This is a genomic window from Enterococcus canis NBRC 100695 (genome assembly GCF_001544375.1).
GTDB classification, from domain to species: Bacteria; Bacillota; Bacilli; order Lactobacillales; family Enterococcaceae; genus Enterococcus_H; species Enterococcus_H canis.
This window is the reverse complement of record NZ_BCQJ01000013.1, coordinates 1-18930: the sequence shown is the minus strand read 5'-3', so window position 1 is coordinate 18930 and position 18930 is coordinate 1. Positions and strand designations below refer to the sequence as shown.

17 protein-coding genes, 1 tRNA gene and 2 pseudogenes are annotated in these 18930 nt (G+C 33.2%); 16 read left to right on the top strand and 4 right to left on the bottom strand.

Annotated features, from left to right (window positions below):
• The first annotated feature begins 224 nt into the window (after window positions 1-224).
• The 7 genes and pseudogenes from ECA01S_RS12690 (at window position 225) to ECA01S_RS12670 (ending at window position 4860) form a co-directional block, all read left to right on the top strand.
• A complete protein-coding gene (locus ECA01S_RS12690; protein ID WP_010744382.1) occupies window positions 225-440 on the top strand; it encodes a hypothetical protein in 216 nt (71 codons plus the stop codon).
• Window positions 441-1637: 1197 nt separating this feature from the next.
• Window positions 1638-1711: transfer RNA gene (locus ECA01S_RS12685), tRNA-Ile, on the top strand.
• A gap of 1139 nt (window positions 1712-2850) precedes the next feature.
• Window positions 2851-3057 (top strand): replication initiation protein, encoded by a 207-nt coding sequence (locus ECA01S_RS14860; RefSeq protein WP_161634586.1) that lies wholly within the window; start codon window positions 2851-2853, stop codon window positions 3055-3057.
• 9 nt (window positions 3058-3066) lie between these two features.
• Window positions 3067-3336, top strand: a complete 270-nt coding sequence (locus tag ECA01S_RS14855; protein WP_080279505.1) for a RepB family plasmid replication initiator protein — start codon at window positions 3067-3069, stop codon at window positions 3334-3336.
• Window positions 3337-3649: 313 nt separating this feature from the next.
• Window positions 3650-4197: pseudogene (locus tag ECA01S_RS12680) on the top strand (recombinase family protein).
• Window positions 4198-4348: 151 nt separating this feature from the next.
• Window positions 4349-4504 (top strand): hypothetical protein, encoded by a 156-nt coding sequence (locus ECA01S_RS14585; RefSeq protein ID WP_231371780.1) that lies wholly within the window; start codon window positions 4349-4351, stop codon window positions 4502-4504.
• A 104-nt stretch (window positions 4505-4608) separates the two neighbouring features.
• Window positions 4609-4860, top strand: a complete 252-nt coding sequence (locus tag ECA01S_RS12670) for a type II toxin-antitoxin system RelE/ParE family toxin (RefSeq protein ID WP_231371781.1) — start codon at window positions 4609-4611, stop codon at window positions 4858-4860.
• Window positions 4861-5078: 218 nt separating this feature from the next.
• Here ECA01S_RS12670 and ECA01S_RS13965 read toward each other — a convergent pair.
• Both ECA01S_RS13965 and ECA01S_RS12665 read right to left on the bottom strand, forming a co-directional pair.
• Window positions 5079-5314, bottom strand: a pseudogene (locus ECA01S_RS13965) (IS3 family transposase); the annotation flags it as partial.
• A 463-nt stretch (window positions 5315-5777) separates the two neighbouring features.
• Window positions 5778-5960: a hypothetical protein gene (locus tag ECA01S_RS12665; RefSeq protein WP_033646960.1), complete on the bottom strand. Its 183-nt coding sequence runs from the start codon at window positions 5958-5960 to the stop codon at window positions 5778-5780.
• 547 nt (window positions 5961-6507) lie between these two features.
• Between ECA01S_RS12665 and ECA01S_RS12660 the strand changes: the two genes are divergently transcribed.
• The 7 genes from ECA01S_RS12660 to ECA01S_RS14470 all read left to right on the top strand — a co-directional run bounded on the left by ECA01S_RS12660 (window position 6508) and on the right by ECA01S_RS14470 (window position 13747).
• Window positions 6508-7752: an FTR1 family iron permease gene (locus ECA01S_RS12660; RefSeq protein WP_010744387.1), complete on the top strand. Its 1245-nt coding sequence runs from the start codon at window positions 6508-6510 to the stop codon at window positions 7750-7752.
• The gene (locus tag ECA01S_RS12655; RefSeq protein WP_010744388.1) at window positions 7739-8410 is read left to right on the top strand and encodes an iron transporter; all 672 of its coding nucleotides are present in this window, start codon (window positions 7739-7741) and stop codon (window positions 8408-8410) included. Before ECA01S_RS12660 ends, ECA01S_RS12655 begins: the two co-directional genes overlap by 14 nt.
• 208 nt (window positions 8411-8618) lie before the next feature.
• On the top strand, window positions 8619-9842 hold the full coding sequence (locus tag ECA01S_RS12650; protein WP_010744389.1) for a Fe-S-containing protein: 1224 nt from the start codon (window positions 8619-8621) through the stop codon (window positions 9840-9842).
• Between the two features lie 549 nt (window positions 9843-10391).
• Complete coding sequence (locus ECA01S_RS12645) at window positions 10392-11681, top strand: ABC transporter permease (protein ID WP_010744390.1); 1290 nt, start codon at window positions 10392-10394, stop codon at window positions 11679-11681.
• Between the two features lie 5 nt (window positions 11682-11686).
• Window positions 11687-12826, top strand: a complete 1140-nt coding sequence (locus tag ECA01S_RS12640; protein WP_010744391.1) for an ABC transporter permease — start codon at window positions 11687-11689, stop codon at window positions 12824-12826.
• A 2-nt stretch (window positions 12827-12828) separates the two neighbouring features.
• Window positions 12829-13482, top strand: a complete 654-nt coding sequence (locus ECA01S_RS12635; protein ID WP_010744392.1) for an ABC transporter ATP-binding protein — start codon at window positions 12829-12831, stop codon at window positions 13480-13482.
• Window positions 13483-13498: 16 nt separating this feature from the next.
• Window positions 13499-13747, top strand: a complete 249-nt coding sequence (locus ECA01S_RS14470; protein ID WP_010744393.1) for a hypothetical protein — start codon at window positions 13499-13501, stop codon at window positions 13745-13747.
• 730 nt (window positions 13748-14477) lie between these two features.
• On the opposite strand, the gene ECA01S_RS14400 is transcribed toward ECA01S_RS14470, so the two are convergent.
• Together ECA01S_RS14400 and ECA01S_RS12620 are read right to left on the bottom strand one after the other, a co-directional pair.
• Complete coding sequence (locus ECA01S_RS14400; RefSeq protein ID WP_033646955.1) at window positions 14478-14789, bottom strand: phospholipase A2 family protein; 312 nt, start codon at window positions 14787-14789, stop codon at window positions 14478-14480.
• A 106-nt stretch (window positions 14790-14895) separates the two neighbouring features.
• Complete coding sequence (locus ECA01S_RS12620) at window positions 14896-15141, bottom strand: hypothetical protein (RefSeq protein ID WP_010744394.1); 246 nt, start codon at window positions 15139-15141, stop codon at window positions 14896-14898.
• 238 nt (window positions 15142-15379) lie between these two features.
• On the opposite strand from ECA01S_RS12620, the gene ECA01S_RS12615 reads away from it, so the two are divergent.
• A complete protein-coding gene (locus tag ECA01S_RS12615) occupies window positions 15380-15922 on the top strand; it encodes an FGGY-family carbohydrate kinase (RefSeq protein ID WP_010744395.1) in 543 nt (180 codons plus the stop codon).
• Between the two features lie 1280 nt (window positions 15923-17202).
• Window positions 17203-18786, top strand: coding sequence for a SpaA isopeptide-forming pilin-related protein (locus tag ECA01S_RS12610; protein ID WP_010744397.1), 1584 nt, complete (start codon window positions 17203-17205; stop codon window positions 18784-18786).
• The last annotated feature ends 144 nt before the right edge of the window (window positions 18787-18930 follow it).

Genomic DNA, 18930 nt, shown 5'->3' with positions numbered 1-18930 from the left:
AGAAAATCAGTGTAATCTAATCCGTTACTCAACAATCAATGAAGAACCCGCGGCCTTTGTTTAAGAGGAGAGTTTATAATGATACTCAAAATAATTGTAGGAGCGCTGTTTTTCACCATGACACTATTGTTAAGTTATTTACTAGGTCAAAGTTCGGCTAGAGACTAGAGGATACAATTAGTGAATATCAGCATGACAACAGGACAGTGGGGAGGAGCAGAAGAATGCGTGACATAAATAATGTAGAATTGCATGATGGGGACTACATAAAGTTGAGTCGGCATTCTCAAAATGTATATCAATACTTTGAGAGAAATAAGTATTTCAAAAAAATTACCGGAAAGCAGAAATTGGCTATTGCGTTGTTTCAATATAATAAGGATAAGCTTGCCGTAGTGAAGGTAGAAAAAGAAGTATGGGAGAAAGAAAATCAAAAGTGAAAAAGTAGAAACGTTGTTTAACCTAAAAAATGATTGAAAACGGCACTGAAAAAAGCGTATGTACGAAAAAGGTTGCTCAAGCAGATAAAAAGTGTTTAATTTTTCAACCAAGAAAAGAAGTTTATCATGATGTTCTTTTTTCCAGAATATGATATCAAATCAAAAAGTGTTAGTTAACATAATATTGCAAATGGGAACGGACAGCAGATAAAGCAGCCAGAGTGACATTAAATCTCCGATTTTAAGTGACCTTCCCCGCACGTGAGGTGTGGCCGCGTAAACAAAACTGAAGATGGTATATTGGAATGTATTCACGTGGAAATGAACAGAGACGCCTTTTTACGTGATTTAGTAGCGTTATCGCTTAGAAGTCAACATTGCGAACCGTAAAAGGCAATGTAGAGGAATAAGCATGGTGTGGTTTTATTGACTAAAAAAGTAGGGAAAAGAATTAACGTATACTTTTTTATCGAAATCATGTGTTATAATAGTATCGCGAAAGATGGAGGAATCAAACAAAACTGTCCTCTAGTTTAATCGATGCACACTCCTCAGTTTTTCCGTTGCAACTTATATCTTATACATAAAAAGAAGAATGGTATACTAGTCGGTCTTTTTGTATACTTGTAGCATAGAAAAGTGAAAAGATGGTGGCAGTCCAACTCTAGGAGGCAGTGTTCATGAATGTAAGCATCAAATCTAGAGAGGCGCGCCTAATTGTCAATTTTTGAGTGTTAAACCTTTTCGATGTTAGTTTTGATTTGCAATTTGGTACACGTGTTTTTAACGCGTATAATGATACGTATAAATAGGGAACAACAGTTAATTAATATATATAAATATCTATGAATATATCGTCTATATTATCTATATATCTTATTCTTTTATTGAGATGAAGACTATGACGATATATTTACTAGGAGAAGATGGTGTGGGGTTTATTATGTGAATTTTATAAACTTTGATAATTGTTATACAAATGGTGAGAGTTTAAAAGAGGCTATGATTAACGCCAAAGATGTTTTAGAGGTTATATTATTTGTGGTGATCCAAATAATGTGGAGCTTCCATATGTTTCAAATGACGCTTTAGAAAAACAAAGTATTAGTTTTTCGAATATTATTCAAACGGTTTTAAAAGAAGAACTGGGAATAAAGAGCTAGTTTTTGTGAGATGTGTTTTCAGCCAAGCTATTTTGTGCTCTTAGCTCAGTTGGTTAGAGCAGATGGCTCATAACCGTCCGGTCGTAGGTTCGAGTCCTACAGGGTACATTGCAATCTAATTGATGTGTTTGTAATGAATTGTTTTATACGAATGATCGGGTTATACCATGAGTGGGTTACAGTTTTACGTAAAAGCGTACTCAGAGCTTAGGAATTGGAAAATTACGGCAGACTAAGTATGCTTTTACATCAAAAAAGGTGTAAAGTAAGATAGTTGCAAAAATGAAGATATTGTGTAAAATTTAATAGATGCTGTTAGCAGCATCACTCCAGAAAAAGAGTAATAGGTTCTATAAACTCAGGGGGAATCTGTTATTCTTTTTGTATGGCTATAATGACTAGTTGTCAAATGATGTTGGTAAAGAAAAATCCAAAAGATAATGGCTCTTTGTCAATAAGTACTGATAAGTTGCGTAAAATCAAATCTGAGTCAGAATGAACCTTATTCTGATTCAGATTTTTTGTTATCTTACTTTGATTAATTAATTGATCAAAAAAATCGGATTTTCGTTAGCACGACTTGACAAAGAGCCGATGTTTTTTATGTTTAATAAGTGATCAGATGATTGATTAAGAAAATTCTGGTTCTCATCTGATTATGTTGTGGCGATTCAATTCTAATGGAGCTTCTGTATGTTTTGTTTTTTCATACTCAAAAAGGACCAATAGAATGATTTTCTATCAGTTCGAGAATTATAGCGCCTAGAAGATCCCAAGAACGTCTCCTTTCATAATATTAGGATTAGGCACCCAAAAACACAATCTCAGAAATTTTAGGTGCTTTTTTGTGAAATCAGCAATTCCCATACTATACTCATTCCAAATTCCAGATTAATAAACATTGTTCGCAGTTGAATATGCCCATTATGTTTTTGTTATAAATAAAAACCGCTATTTAGTCATGAAATTTTTGAGAATAAAAGATGGTAGCAAAAAAACTAGTGAGAAGAAACAGGCCGATTTGTATTGTTTGCTCAAAATATGAGGTCTATGTGAACTACTATTCCTTTACGAAAATTGAATGCTGTAGAACAAAACATACTGACGTGATGAGTTACGTAAAAAATGGTGATAATACAGTTTCGATTTCTTTCAGTGACCTACAAAGATTAAGCAAATATTCTATGCACCAAGCAGAATTTTTACGTGATGTGAGTAGAACATGCAAAAACTAATGCAAATTGGTTGTGGGGGAAATTCAAAAGCGATTTGATTTTCTTATTTTGTTTACTCGGTTTTCCATTCTTACAGATTTACAAGAGGTTGAAATTGTTTTAAATCCGGAGTTTAGAGAATATTTTCATGATTTAACCAACTGGACGAGATTTAGCTTACAACAACATAACGAACTAACCAGTAAATATTCAAAAACAGCGTTTCGTTTGCTAAAGTAATTTAGAACTATAGGGAAGTTTATTATTTCAATCGATGATTTTAGAGATCAACTTTCTAGTCCCAATAGTTATAGCGTAACCGCTATTGATAAAAGAGCTATAAGGCCTATTCGACAAGAGCTAACTGTTATTTTCAAAGGACTAACAATCAAAAAGAAATACGGAAAAAGTCGTGGAAAGCCTGTCGTTGGCTATCAATTTTCCTTTAAGCCTGAAATAAAAAAGCAGATGATTTTAATAAACATGCACCAACCAAAGAAGAACAAATTAAGAAACTAATTCTTCACTTTTATCTTCTGAAAAAGATGATTTATTCGGTGGATTACACAATATTTTTACGAAGGAGGATTGATTTTGAAGTCCTACGATTACAATCAAACACTCACAATCGAACGAATTACCAAAAGGTAAGACTGCTAGACTGATTGGTTATTGTCGGTATTAGGCGGAACCTAACAAATAAAATGCGACTGCATTTTAGCGTGTACACATACCCAATGCTTGCTCTTTTGCCCTCTTGTTAGGGTATGGGAATACTAATGATGGCTATAGTAAATAAAATTAAGAAAGGATTATATAGCAGAGGCTAATTATGAGTAAAATAGGCTATGCGCGAGTTAGTAGCAAAGACCAGAACTTAGATAGACAATTAGAAGCGTTACAGGGGGCTAAGATCTTTTCAGACAAATTAAGTGGTAAGTCGGTCGAACGTCCTCAATTACAAGCTATGCTTAACTATATTCGTTAAGGAAATATAGTTGTTGTTACTGAATTAGATCGATTAGGACGAAACAACAAAGAATTAACAGAACATATGAATCAAATTCGAATGTATGGGGCAACCCTGGAAGTTTTAAATTTACCTTCAATGAGTGAGTAGGATTGAAGATGAAAATTTTAGGCGATTGATTAATAATTTAGTGATTGAATTATATAAGTGTATTAAGCTGGATCTGAACGTAAACGTATTAAACGTATTAAAGAACGACAAGCTCAAGGTATTGAATAGCTAAGAAAAAAGGAAAATTCAAAGGCCGGCAATACAAATTTAAACAAGATGATCCACGTTTAAAATATGCCCTTGATTTATTTTTGAATGGTTTTTCTGATAAAGAAGTTGAAAAAACTGGAATCAATTGATGAACTGTTAGATTCTACCGTCAGAGATACAATATTTATAGAAAAAATAAAGTGGTAATCATGATTTAATTACGGAAGGCAGTATGTAAACTTAAAGAAAAAAGTCAATCACGGTATAATTAAGTAAAATTTTAAGTAAGAAGTGTTCTTTATGGAAAACATTATGCCTGTATCGGATATGCGCTATTATAATCAAAATTTGAGTGATGTTAGTGTTGGTTCACAAGTTATCTTAACACGTAATAGAACGGCTGTTTATGCGGTGGTAGATATTGAGGAATGGAGAAAAACACAAGCAACATTATGATTATTTGAGGAGCTTCAGAAAGGCTATCAGTCTTTACGGAATGAAAAATCTGTTTCTCGTGAAGAATTTAAAAGTAATTTAGGTATTTGATGATGAGTTATACTGTGAATGTTGCACGGCAAGTGCTTAGAGATGTAGAAGAAGCTGTTTTTTATAAGCGAGAATTAGGCATATATCCTAAAAATATTGAAAAATTTATTATGAATTTGGATACATTGATGTATGACAAATTGGAAAACAGTCCACTAATTGGAACAAGTTTATCTTATCGTTTAGATGTGAGCACAAATATTAGGTATCTAATGGAAGATGATTATACTCTATTTTATGATGTCCAAGATAATGAAAAAAAGTAGATGTTTTACGGTTACTTTCTGCTACATCAAATTGGATGAATACCATTCGAAAATATTTGTAGAAATCCAAAAAACGGAAGAAAAAGTTACTTTCAGGAAAGATGGCAGGGCCAAGTGAGGTGAATATACAAATAAGTATAGTTATTTTGGCAGAGAAACCTAGTCAAACCTTAGCTTATGCTAATGCTTTGAAGTACAGTGGTGAGTAGTTCACAAAATTCGATCACTTCTTCTAAATCTTCCATGACAGCTACCGCATTGGTTTTTCAGAGATTCTATACGAGAGGATTTTACTGTTGAATAGATCCATAAATGGATCTAAATAAAGTTTTTTCTGACGAATGATAGTGTTTACTTCGAAATATTTAAATTCTGTTGTATCCGTTGTAATCTTTTGATGACAAACGCTAGTATAGAAACGATGATGGATAAGGTTTTTGGCAACTACACCAACTATTAATCTTTAAGAGCTAAAAAATACTCAAAACAATTGAGTGATTTCTTAGTTCGCAATTGAGTGATTTCTTAGTTCTTTTTTCCAAATGAAGTGTTCATAAAATCAGACATAAAAGTTTGGAATATTTCATTGGGGAGTGATTAAGAAATAAATGATAAATTCATTTCTGCAGAGGCTGCTGTTTTGGATTATTACAATATCAGTCTGACCTAATTGATGTCTTTTGTTAAGAAAAGCAGTCATTTTTATAAACCTAAGTTTTAGCATCACTTTTTCTTACGATTTTTATGATTATCACCCAAGAGGTTTAAATCCTTAATTAAGAAATATATAAATATAGTTACAGGAATAAGCGAGAAAGCAATAATAAGAGTGTTTTCCATGATTATCACCCCTATCTTATATAATGAGTTCAATTGATATGTTTAAAACAGTTAATTATTAAATAAAATCCATCAATTTACTTATCCATAGAGCGTGAGTATAGTTTCCCTACACATTCAAGTGCTATACGAAGTTCTTTAATTCTCTGTACAACACAATCATCACTACTGCGCGTCATCCAATCTGGATTAGCATCCATTAAATTCATTATTTTTATCCTAATTTCTTTTTGCCACTGTTTCCTTTTTTTCTTGTCCATTAATCTCTCACACCTCAGTTAATTATTATGTAGCAACAGATAGGAATAGATAGCTGAACAACAGAATCTCTATACTAGAATATTATAATTCTGAAAAGCTGATTAGTAAAGAAGTTGAACAGTAAATGCATTTAACCATCTTGTAATAGAAATACTAGGTAGAAAAAAATTAAATGTTATAGTATTATTAGCATTGAGAATAATTCTCAATTGTTTAGGGTCTAAAGTTGTTAAATCATGCCAATACATATTATGGTTACTTTTTCGGACATAATGAGGAGATAGTGTTTTGAATCTGGAGCATTTCATATTTTCCCGAATATGTGGATTTATGTGTTTAATGCCAATATAATAAGACTTACATCATCAGATTGGTTGAATCTTTAGAACTTTTGAATTTACTGTATCTATTTTGAAGTAAGAATAGCGTTTTCAGTGTCCATGCTCAAGAGAATTTTCATTAACAAGATTGCTAATTTATATTGTTTGCATACGTGTAAAATCATCCTACAGGGTGGGAGTTAATATACGAGGAGGAAAGAGACACATGAAAAAGATAGTTTTGTGTTTGCTTTTGTTGTCATCGCTTACATTTAATCAGCAAGTTTTTGCAGAATCTTATGAAAATTGGACTGAAGTTGCCACGGAAATGAATATTTATTTGGATAAAGCTGTGAAAAGTTACTTTTCCGGAGATATGGTCCAAGCTAAAGAAGATATTAACACTGCTTATTTCAAGTTTTATGAGAAGTTGGGGTTCGAAAAAACCGTTAAAACACATATCTCTGGAAGGAGGGTAAAAAATATTGAAGCTTTGTTTCATTTGTCTAAACGCTTGAGTGTGGAACGAGGAAACGAGGAAGAGTTAAGCGATACGATCAAAGAGTTAAAAATTAATCTTTTGGAAGATGCCACTAAGTTAGACAATTCCAACGGAGAAAAAACTTCAACTCAAGCAAGGAAAAATGTTAATAATAGCTCTGTTGTTTTTATTTCTTCGTTTGGACTAACGCTAAGAGAAGGATTGGAAGCGATTCTAGTCATTTCTGCAATTATTGCCTATCTAGTAAAAACTAATAATGGAGAATTAGTGAAGAAAGTTTATGTAGGAACAGGATTAGGCGTTGTTTTTAGTGTTATTTTAGCAATTATTTTCACCTATACTGCACAAATTTTAGGAGATGTAGTAAGTGGAAGGGCACAAGAATTATTTGAAGGTATCACTATGTTTTTAGCCGTAGCTGTTTTGTTTTATATGAGCAATTGGATGTTGTCGAAATCATCAATTGAAAATTGGAATAAATATGTTTCTCAAAAGGCACAAATCTCTGTTTCAACGGGTTCACAAGGAGCGTTAATATTTTCAGCATTTTTAGCCGTGGCAAGAGAAGGGGCAGAGTTAATTTTATTCTTTCAGGGACTTCAAACTACTGTAAGAGAGAATAGGCAGTATATTTGGTATGGGTTAGGTTTAGCAGTTCTCATTCTGCTTTTTGTGTTTGTTTTAGTTACAAAATTCAGTGTAAGACTGCCAGTAAAACCATTTTTTTATGGAACTAGCATTTTGATGTTTATTATGTGTTTTTCATTTTTAGGGAAGGGGGTATCGGAATTGCAAGAGGCTGACGTGGTCACGCAAACGTTTGTTCCATGGATGAATGGATTTAGTGTTGATTTTTTGGGAATCTATGATATGTATGAGTCGCTTATACCACAACTTATTTTGCTGGTTATTACTATAATGATGTTTATTAAATCTACTAAAGGTGGGGGAAAAAATGAAAGATTATAGAAAAAATTATTTTTATTTAACCGCATGTATGTTGCTATTATTTTTCACTCTGAGTGGTTGTAAAACAGTAGAGAAAGTAACAAATATGAGTGAGGAGAAGATGACTATAGTAAATGAAAGTACTACGGAAGAACATGATTTAAAGAGTGATGATTCTGAAGTGGCATCACCTAAAGATGTAGCTGGATTTGAAGAATTTGATATTGGTGATTCTGTTGAAAAAGGACCATTGCATATTGCAGCTGTGTATTTTCAGCCAGTAGATATGGAACCAGAAGGGAATAGTCTTGCCAAAGCTGATGCTGATGCGCATATTGAGGCGGATATTACTGCTACGCAAGAAGGTGCTGAGATGCTAGGTTACGGAAAAGATGAATTTGTTCCTGGATTAGGTGTCAAAGCAATTATTCAAAAAGAAGGTAGTGATGTAGTTCAGGAAGTAGCTTTTATGCCAATGAATGCTTCTGATGGCCCTCACTATGGATCGAATGTTAAATTTGAGGAGGGGTTAGGTACGTATAAAGTGAAATTTGTAATCAGTGCTCCAGGGAATGAATACTTACTTCATGTAGATAAAGAAACTGGTGTAAATGGTAAATTTTGGACAACTCCTATTGAAACAGAATGGCTCTTTGATTGGGAGGGCCCCAAGTGGTAATACTTCTTAATTAAGAAAGGTAATTATTTATCTATCAGGATAAAATTACGGTCAATAAGGAATGCTCTATTGCATTGTTAAAGCATTCTTTGCAGAGCATGTTTAATACTTGATAATGTTTTGATTTCTGACATTTCCATATACCTAATTGAAGTAAAATCGTAAGTCATTTTTATTATTATGCTAAAGTTTATAAGGAGGAAGTGAAGTGTTTAAGAGCTTTATTCTATATATCCAAACATTTTTGGTGCTGAGCTCTGTACTTTTTTGTTTTTATCAGTTAATTCAATCAAAGAAACTGAAAAAACAGACAACAATTTCTGCGTTATTACTATCTTCTCTAGTTATTTTGTTTGTTCGTATTCCGAATTTTTTTAATAAATCCGAATTTTTAAAATTGTTATCTTTGGTGTTAATCCTGCTCATATGTCTTTTCTATTTAAGTTTTCTATTGCAAAATAGGTCCAACCAAATAAAAAAATATAGTTTAATTGGAATTTTAGTGTTAACAATTGTTCAAGCTAGTCTAAAGCTATATGACACAGTCTCAAAGATTTCGGTTTATGAGCACAAACTTTTCGAAAAGAGTTCAGTGCTAGAAATCTCAGGCAATTTATTAGGAGTTTTATTCATTTTGCTTTGGGTAATTGGTTTAAAAAAAAGTGTATCAACTATGTTGGATAAAGAAAAAAAATTTTTTTCAAATTTAATATTGATAGTCTTTTTATTTCAACAATTTGGACTAGGGATGCTTTGGTTGTATCAAAAAACTATACTGCTCGACGGGAGCCCATACATTTTTCAAGTAATTTCTTTGTTAATAAATCAGCAATTGTGGTCGGTTTATGCTTTGTTGATAGTGATATCTTTCTTTTGCATAAGTTTAAATAAAAAGAAGAGAACGCAGCCACTGTATGTAGACAATATGACTGCTGCAGAAAGAAGGAAAGTCATCGCTTTGGATCGAAAAAACCGACGAGCTCTAATTTTTTTGGTTATGATGATGTTTTTAGTTTTGCTAAGTACAACAATTTTAAAAAGAGCGACAACACAGGAAGAAACTTTATCAGAACCAGAACCTTATGAAATCGAAGGTAGTGATATTATTATTCCTTTATCTAAAGTTTCAGATGGGGATTTACATCGTTATGAGTATATTACAGAAAGCGGAATTCCAATTAGATTTATTGTGATACAAAAAAGCGAAGGAGCTTACGGTGTGGGACTAGATGCGTGTGAAATTTGTGGAGCTAGTGGATATATTCAACGAGGGGATACAATTGTTTGTAAACTTTGTGATGTAGTTATGAACAAAGCCACGATTGGTTTTAAGGGAGGGTGTAATCCAATTCCTTTGGCGTATGACATAAATAAACAAAAAATAATTGTTCATGAGAATGATTTGAGCAAACATGAAACAACTTTTAAATAGCCTAATAACATTAATTGGTAAACTTTGAGGGGGGACTGAACAAAATCTGACAATGACCAATTTCAAAAAAGATTCATGTTAACAGTATTGCAGCTCCCTCCTGTAAACAATTTTAATGTTGTGTCTGATTAGGCTGGTGAGTTTCATGGTAGTTTATCATTAATTGCGGAAAGCTTCTCATAGTTAAGATAGATATTTGTGTTGTTGTTTTGGTTTCCTCTTTATATTTTAAGTGAAAATCTTGAAGCATAGGATGACTGATTTTGGAAAGATGGCACCTATATTTTACAGTATCCAAAATCGTATCATAATCGAAACAACTAGCACGTTAGGAGTATTAATAATCTCTTGGGTGCTAGTTTTTTACATGGATGTCATAGGTGTGGCTAGAAGGTTCTCGTTGCCAGTTCTTTTTTTGCTCTATTAAAAATGAGAAATCACGAATATTGAAACGTATTCTGCAAAGAATTTTGTTACTTATTGCTTTTAATAAGAGCAAGCAAGAAAGATAATCATTTTAGAATATATTTATTGAAAGGAGGCAAGGAGATGTTCTTAATAAAAATAATGATACACTCTATTTTCAGAAATAAGAGACATTCCTTGCTGATAGGTGTGACTACCATTATTGGTATCACTCTATCGGTCTCTATGCTGTCAACCATGCTTGGTATTCAAGAGAAAATAAATTTGGAATTAAAAAGTTATGGGGCTAACATCGAGGTAACACCAAAAACTACAGAAATTATTAGCGATTTATATGGAACCAAGAAACATATGAAACAAAGGGACAGTTTTATTAATGAAAAAGATATTATAAAGGTAAAATCTATGTTTTGGGGATTTAATATTTTGGATATTGCTCCTTACTTAATAACCTCAGTACAAATAGATCAAACTCATCAACCGGTAGAAATGGTTGGTACTTGGTTTAATAAAAAATTGACGCTTACCAATAATGATACGATGGTAACAGGCCTTCCAAAAATAAAAAAATGGTGGGCGATAGAAGGAACCTGGTTAAAAGATAACGATCTTACAGGACTCCTAGTTGGTGAAGGTATAGCTAAAAATAAAAATTGGCAAATTGGCGATATAATTGTTTTGAAAGGTATAGGAACTGAAAAAAAGCTCGAAATCAAGGGGATTTTTCATTCTGGTGAGGGGGATGACCAACGCCTTTTTGTCAATTTAAGGGTTGCTCAGCAATTGTCTGGTAATACAGGCAAAGTTTCTAAATTTGATGTAAGCGCATTAACGACACCAGATAATGAATTGGCCAAAAAAGCGGCAATTAATCCTAATCAATTAACAGTGAAGGAAAGGGAAATTTGGTATTGCACAGCTTACGCTAGCTCCATTGCGTATCAAATCCAAGAAGTGATGCCAGATGTGGTTGCAAAACCCGTCAGAAGAATTGCTGAGTCAGAAGGAAAAGTTTTAGAGAAAAATAAGCTACTTCTGATTTTCGTTTCAATTATTAGTGTTCTAGGTGCAGCAGTTGGGGCGGCTAATCTAGTATCCGTTACATTAATGTCACGAAATATTGAAGTTGGTCTGAAGGAAGCTCTTGGTATTACAATGGGCATGCTTTGTTGGGAATTACTTTCAAGTATTTTTTTGATCAATTGTGTGGCAGGTGTGATTGGTTTTATTTTAGGGCAAGGCGTAACACAAATTATTGGGCATATTGTCTTTGGTTCGGGAGTTCCGTTTTCAATTTATTCGGTTCCTTTAACGATTGGGCTAATTTTGTTTATTTCTGTGATTGGTAGTATTCCAACGATTCATTATTTACGGACTTTTAACCCAGCAGATGTGCTACATGGAAGGAGCTAAGTTCAATGAACATGAGGAGAAAGTTGCTTGTTAAGGCTATTTTTAATCGAAGAGGACGTTTTTTAGTTTCTTTGTTATCTTTGATTATTGGAACAGCAATTATTTTCAGCTTGCTAACATTATATTTTGATATTCCTAATCAATTTTCTGGTGCCTTTCGATCGTATGGTGCTAATATGATTTTTGTATCAAAAGACGCAAAACGTCCCTTGACTTTAAAAGATGTCGATAGTTTGTTAAAAACCATTGGTGATGAGAAATTGGTTGGTTTGGCACCGTACCATTATGAAACAGTTACGTTAAACCAACAGCCTTATTTACTAAGTTTAACAGATATAAATCAAGTAAAAGCGAACAATACTTCTTGGAGGGTAGAGGGAAAGTGGCCTAAAGCCAGCCATGATTTGTTAATTGGTAAAGAAATTGCTGAGTTTAGTGAAATTAAGGTAGGTAGCATTATTAAATTACAGACTATTTTAGATAAAACAGATATGGATTCCCGATTAAAGTCAGATAATTTCGTTGTAAGTGGGATTGTTACTACTGGAGGAAACGAAGAAAACAGCCTTTTTATGAACTGGTCTGGTGGTAATCAGTTATTTGGTCAGGTGGGAGAAGTGGATGTGGTTGAGGCAAACTTAGAAGGAAACAAAGATGAGCTCATTCAGTTAAGTCAAACAATCAATAAAAAATTTGGCACTATTGAAGCGCGTTTAGCAAGTCGAATTAGTGAGGCGCAAGATAAAGTGTTTAAAAAAATTGCGCGTTTGTTTTTAGTTATTGTGATTTTTGTGGCTTTATTAGTGTCATTAATTTTATTCACCACATCTTATGCAATGATTTCTGAGCGTTGGAAAGAAATCAGTTTGAAAAAAACACTAGGGGCTTTTGAAACAATGATTTACCAAGAGTTTATGCGTGAGAATCTATTAATTTCATGCATTGGCTATGTACTAGGGCTTATTGGTGGGATTTTGGGAACAAAATGGGTGTCAGCAACATTTTTTCTAAGAGAAAGTCACTTGTATTGGTGGGTTTTTTTATTAGTCCTAGGTGTAATGATGTGTATTAGCTTTTTTTCTACATTAATTCCTCTAAGAAAGATAAAAAAAATAACTATTGAGCAGATATTAAAGGGGGAATAATAGTGAAAAAGATTCTGGAAATGAAGAACGTATCTAAAATATATAAAGATGTTTATGCGTTATCAAAAATTAATTTTGATGTTTACGAGAAGGAGTGGGTGTCTATTGTAGGGTCCTCTGGATCAGGGAAAAGTACGTTGTTAAACATAATTGGTTGTATCAGCAATGCCAGTGAAGGAACGATTATTTTTGACAATCAAGAAATAACCCAATTAAAGCCTAAAGAATTAACTGCTATTCGTCGGGATAAGATTGGTTTTGTTTTTCAACAATTTCATTTGGTTCCCTATTTAAATGCTCTTGAGAATGTGATGCTCGCTCAATACTATCATAGCATTGTTGATAAAAAAGAGGTTATTGAAACCATGAAATCTGTTGGATTAGAGAATCGCATGTACCATTTTCCAAAACAATTATCTGGTGGTGAGCAGCAAAGGGTTTGTTTTGCTCGCGCAATTATTAATTCTCCGCGTCTAATTTTGGCGGATGAGCCAACTGGTAATTTGGATGAAGAAAATGAAAAAAATGTCTTAAGCTTACTACGTAAAGCACATAACCAAGGCTCGACCATTATTGTAGTGACACATGATGAGACAGTTGCTAAGGAAGGTGATCGTATTGTGAAACTTAATCACGGAAGAGTAATTGATTCATAATGCATAGGCTTAATACATGCTGATTGAAAAGTCAGAGCTATCCTTCAATCAAGCGGGTTCATCTAAGCAACTAAAGTCGCGAGAATTTTGGTTTTTGGATAAAACGTTATCAAAAATCAATACTGGATTACTAATTATATTGATTAAAATAAGTAACGTTAAGAAGAGTAAAAAACGATTAGCAATTAGTTGCAAAAAACAAGGATTCTATGTAACATATAATATATTAGATGTTGTAAACAACATCACTCCAGAAAAAGAGTAGCCGGTTCCAGAAGCTTGGGGAAGTCTTTCAAGGAAACCCGCTGCTCTTTTATTGCATAGAATAGCATACTATGCGAAATTTAATCAAGATAGTATTGAAAAATTTAGGCTCTAAGTCAATGGCGTGGTCTCCATTAAATCACTGAAAGGAAATGCTTCGGCGTTTTCTTTTTTTCTTTTTGTTTTTCTTCGCTCAAATGGGGTCGCAAAGATTCTGTTGAATCAGACCTCGCATATGAAGATGACGAAAGGTTCTAAAAACAAGGGCTCTCTCTTGATTACTTTTGCAGCAATATGTGCTATTGCAATACAATCCACCAATGTTTGCTGAAATCTGATGATTTTTTGTGCTATACTAATTAACGTTGATAAAAAACATTAACAAACGAATAAATAAATATATTTTTTTCAACATTCTAAAAACTATATGTATCACCTCAAAAATCAAAGAAGCGACAACATAAGCAATAATCAACCTTTAGATACATAATCATTTTATAAATTGCATAACAACTATTTTCTTCAACAATATTTTATCTGTTAGAAATATCAATATTAAAATATTTATCTAAGTAATACCAAAGTGCTTCAGATAATCCTAAGGTTATAGTGAATAGGACAATACAGTCAAATGTAAAAATCACAGCATACTTCCATTTTTTAGATAATAGAAAACATACCCCGCAATAGCTAGTCCGACTTTCGTTAGTAAATCACTACTTTTCCAATTACTAATCATTAGATACTCTCCTATGGTAAAAATGGTGCCAATGCAGGAATTGGTGTTTTAACAATGTTGTTCCTCCAACTTTTTCCGCAAACAATACTTTTGCAGCCACAGCATAGGTTCTAGCATGCCAATCAATTTTATTTATAGCACCAAAGCTTTTTGCAATATTCCAAACTAACTGTTTGTCACATTCAGAATTCCATTGACCATTAGATTCACAACACTTAGCATGCTTTTTACATTGTCCATCTAATACATCTATAGGTTTCTTACTATTATTTCCTTTACCACACCAATTTCCATAATGAGACAAACCATTAATTATAGCACGTTTTTTCTGTTAATATTCCCTATGTTTCCTTGACATTCGTCATTAAGCATATCATTATAAGTTTCTCCAATAGCAATCACTTATTGACTTACATTGTTGGCAAGAGCATTCTCAACATTAAAAATTTATCTCCATTGAAGTCTATATATTTTTCTACATCGCTTAGCAATAATCTCAATTGTGATTGATCTTCACTTGTTGTAGTAACATCAGATTCAAATAGTAACTGATCTTCTAAATCATAGGCATATACACTTGCTCCAGCACTAAAAAAGTACCTAAACCTATTAATAAAACGCCTGAAAAACAAAAATATTTTAATTATTCTTTTCATAATTTCTCCTTTCTCTAAATAATTTTAAGTTGCTTTTGAGAAATCTCAATTATGTCATATTGAAATAATTCTCACATTATACCTAACAACATAGAAAGTCCTATTCTATCGTCTTGTCTATTTAACAAGTAAAGTAGAACTTGTTTTAGGTGGAGCAAACAATGTTTGCGGTGCTTATGCAAATATTTCTGATCAAGATTTACAAAGATTAATTCCTGTAGGAACTTCAGGAGTAGTCTTGATCTATGAAACGGACAAAAATCTAACTGAATTAGGTAAATACCATCATTTTAATTCTATTATATCGAATGTGAATTATAAAATGGATGTAACGCTTGCTGCTGAATATTCATTGGAGTGTTTTAAAAGAATCGTTGCACCAGAAGAATCATTTGAAACATTTACTGAATTGGCTGAGCAAAGTCCAGTTGGTAGTAGAGGTATTAATTTTTTACCATATTTATTTGAAGAAAGAAATCCTTATTTTGATCCAACGCTGAGTGAATCGTTAATTGGTTTACGCGCCTATCATAATCGTGATGATATTGTTCGCTCAATTATGAAAGGCATTGTTTTTTCACTAAAAAATGTTTATGAAAATATGGATGATAAACAATCGAAATCGATTGAAACTTTTCGCATTACAGGCGGTATAACAAAAAATCCTTTTTGGCTACAATTGTTTGCGGATGTTTTTCAAATTGAAATTGAAGTACTCAATTTTGGTAAGGGCCCACCCAGTATATGGTGCAATGTTCCGTGTAATAGCTGGGAGAAATGATCTTAAACTATTAAATAATTAGAGAAAAACGAATCAAGTTAAAGCTATTTATCACCCTTGAGATCTTGCAAAATGCTATCAAGCACCTTACCAACGATTTATGTATTTAAGTAATCAGCAGAAAGTATTGTAAATAATTGATCTGGAATAAAAAGTAAAATGATTTATTTAGAGCAAACAATTCATTCTAGTCTTGTTTGTTCTTTTGTTTAATGACTTTGGAAATGAGGTGTGACAAAAGCAGTTCCTTCGGAAATTCTTTCTTATTTCTTGGGGCTAAACACTTTTCTCTCAGCCTCAAAGTTATTAAGAAAAACCGTTAAGCAACCACTTGCTTTGGACTGATGGTTCCTTACACGGTTTATATGACACTCTTGGTTAGGTACTCCTTTTTTGAACTTTCGCGCCATATTTAGTCTACCAACCAACTGCTCATCTACAGCGTTTGTTTTATGCAGGTTGAACTGCTGTTTTTCAGTACGTTCGTGTCACACTACAGCAAATTGAATCGGCAATGTACTTTTGCGCTGTGTGTAAAGATTACGACTTTCTCAAGATAAACTCACATTAATTTTGAATGCTCTAAAAAAATGATCGCTCTTTTTCCCTAAAGACAAAATGACCAAAAATTTGATGATGCAAACAATCGAATTGTTAAACACTCTTTCTAGGATTATTGAGCAGTTACGCTTGTAGATGAATCACCCAGCTGCGCAATTGCCAGATTATCCTGTAGTTATGGCGATAAAAGGCGTAGGACCTTCTTACTTGGGGCGCAAATCATGACAGAAAATGACGTAGTATTGTGGTCTTAAATGAGCTATACGGTAGAGACAAACTGGGCACGCCGATATGTATCAAAGTAGCGTACGTAAATAGGTTTGTAAGATCCTTAGAACCCTATGTTTTAGTCATAGGTGGGCAGTAGATATTCGATGTAATAAAAATGTTTTTCTGGAAAAAATAAAAATAATATTTTATAATTAACTTGACAAAGTTAAGGAGGGTATTATGCTGAGAGCAGAGCAGAGCAGAGCAGAGCAGAGCAGAGCAGAGCAGAGCAGAGCAGAGCAGAGCAGAGCAGAGCAGAGCAGAGCAGAGCAGACGCTATTTATAGCGTTTATTTAGTGTACGTAAAACAAGCAAAATCTGTCTTTATGAACGAGACAGATTTTGCTTGTTTTTTTGATTTTAAAAATACGTGTTTTTAAAGGAGGTGGTCGTATGTAAAATATAAAAATGTTTATGGTTACTATTTATATTTATGAGGAGGAGAATGAATGGAGATAGTAAATCGAGTATTATCTAGATTTATAATGTGTGCTATAGTGATTGCTAATATCATTTTTTCTGCAATCTGTCCTATAGCAGCTTATGCGGCAGAGAATATTACTCATAATGTGTGGATGGATTCCAACAATCAAATTGTAGTGAAACCAATCAATGGGGGAGAAATAATCGATGGATTTTGTATAGATTTAGATAAAGTAATAAGCGGAGCGAATTCAGAAAATAATGCATTGAAGTATGAGGAGTTACAACGTGATAATTCACAAAATCTTTTTGACCTTATAGTATTAAGTGAAGCAAAACTTAATAGATTACCGTATAAGACACCTGGAGAGATTTTTAATTATATTAAGGGAGTGTACTATTATGGAATAATAGAAGGGTACACTTATAAGCAAATACAGGATGCAATTTGGGAATTCACGAATGGTTTATATAGCAACGCTAGTTTCTATGCTGGAAATAAAAAATCAGAAGAAGGCAAATATCTTTATCAAAAAGCAATAGCTAACCCACTGAATTCTGATCAATTAGCACAAGTTCATGTTAGGATTTTTAAATATATTCGTGGAAGAGCAACCCCTACTCAGAATGTAATTCATATCGACATAGATCAACCAGATGTCTTGAAAGAAAAAGATATAGTAATCAGTAAAGTAAATCTTGGTGGAGAAGAGATTGCTGGTGCTAAGATCCAAATCAATCAAGGTAACAAAGAAGTAGCAAGTTGGACATCAGAAGCAGGGAAAAATCACGAATTAAGCCTGTTACCAGGAGATTATGTATTTCATGAAGAAGCTGCACCAAAAGGCTACGTAGTGGTAACGGATATTACATTTACAGTAAATACAGATGGAACAGTAACAGTAAAAGATGCAAATGGAAATAAAGTAGCAGCAGCCAATAATCAATTGACAGTAACGGATGAAACAGAATATGTCAATCCGACAGGAACGTTACGTACAACTGTTAAAGCAGACAATATAACTGCTAGTACAACAAAAGCGGCAGAAGTGACTGCAGGGAGAGCGGTAGCTGGTATAGAAGTAATCGATACAATTATTTATGAAGGATTAGTCCCAGAAAAAGTATACAGTGTGACCGGTGAGCTGTATGAGGTGAAAGAGGATCAAGTAGTAGGAACTGCCAAAGCAACAGCAACAAAAGAATTCACTGTGTCAAAAGAAGGCAAAGGGGAATGGCAGTTAGCATTTGGTCAAGTAACTGGTTTAGAAGCAGGTAAAACGTATGTAGTGTATGAAACAGCAACTTCAAAAGAAGACTTAGTAGATAAGAATAAAGATAATACTCCAGAAGAAAAGCATGTAGTAGAGCATAAAAATCCTGGAGATAAAGCACAGACGGTTGTAGTGACACCGGCGGTGCCGAAAGAAAAAGATATGAGTGAACCAGCTAATCGAGTTCGTTCTTCGAGTAATAAAAATTTATCAAATTCAAATACTAGTTTACCTAAAACGGGAGAAAAAAATAATGATGCATTGATTATTATTGGTATTCTTGTCTTATTAGGTATGTTTGTTATCTTGGCTTATAAAAAGAAAAAATATAGATAATAACTTTTTGCGAAAGGTCTAAGTTAGAAACTATAGATAAAAAATAAAATTTAGGTTTTAGTTGAAGTGGGAGTGTAAGAAAAGCCGTGTAAGTAACTATCGATTTCAGGGCTCTTTGTCAATGATGTTGGGAAAGAAACATCC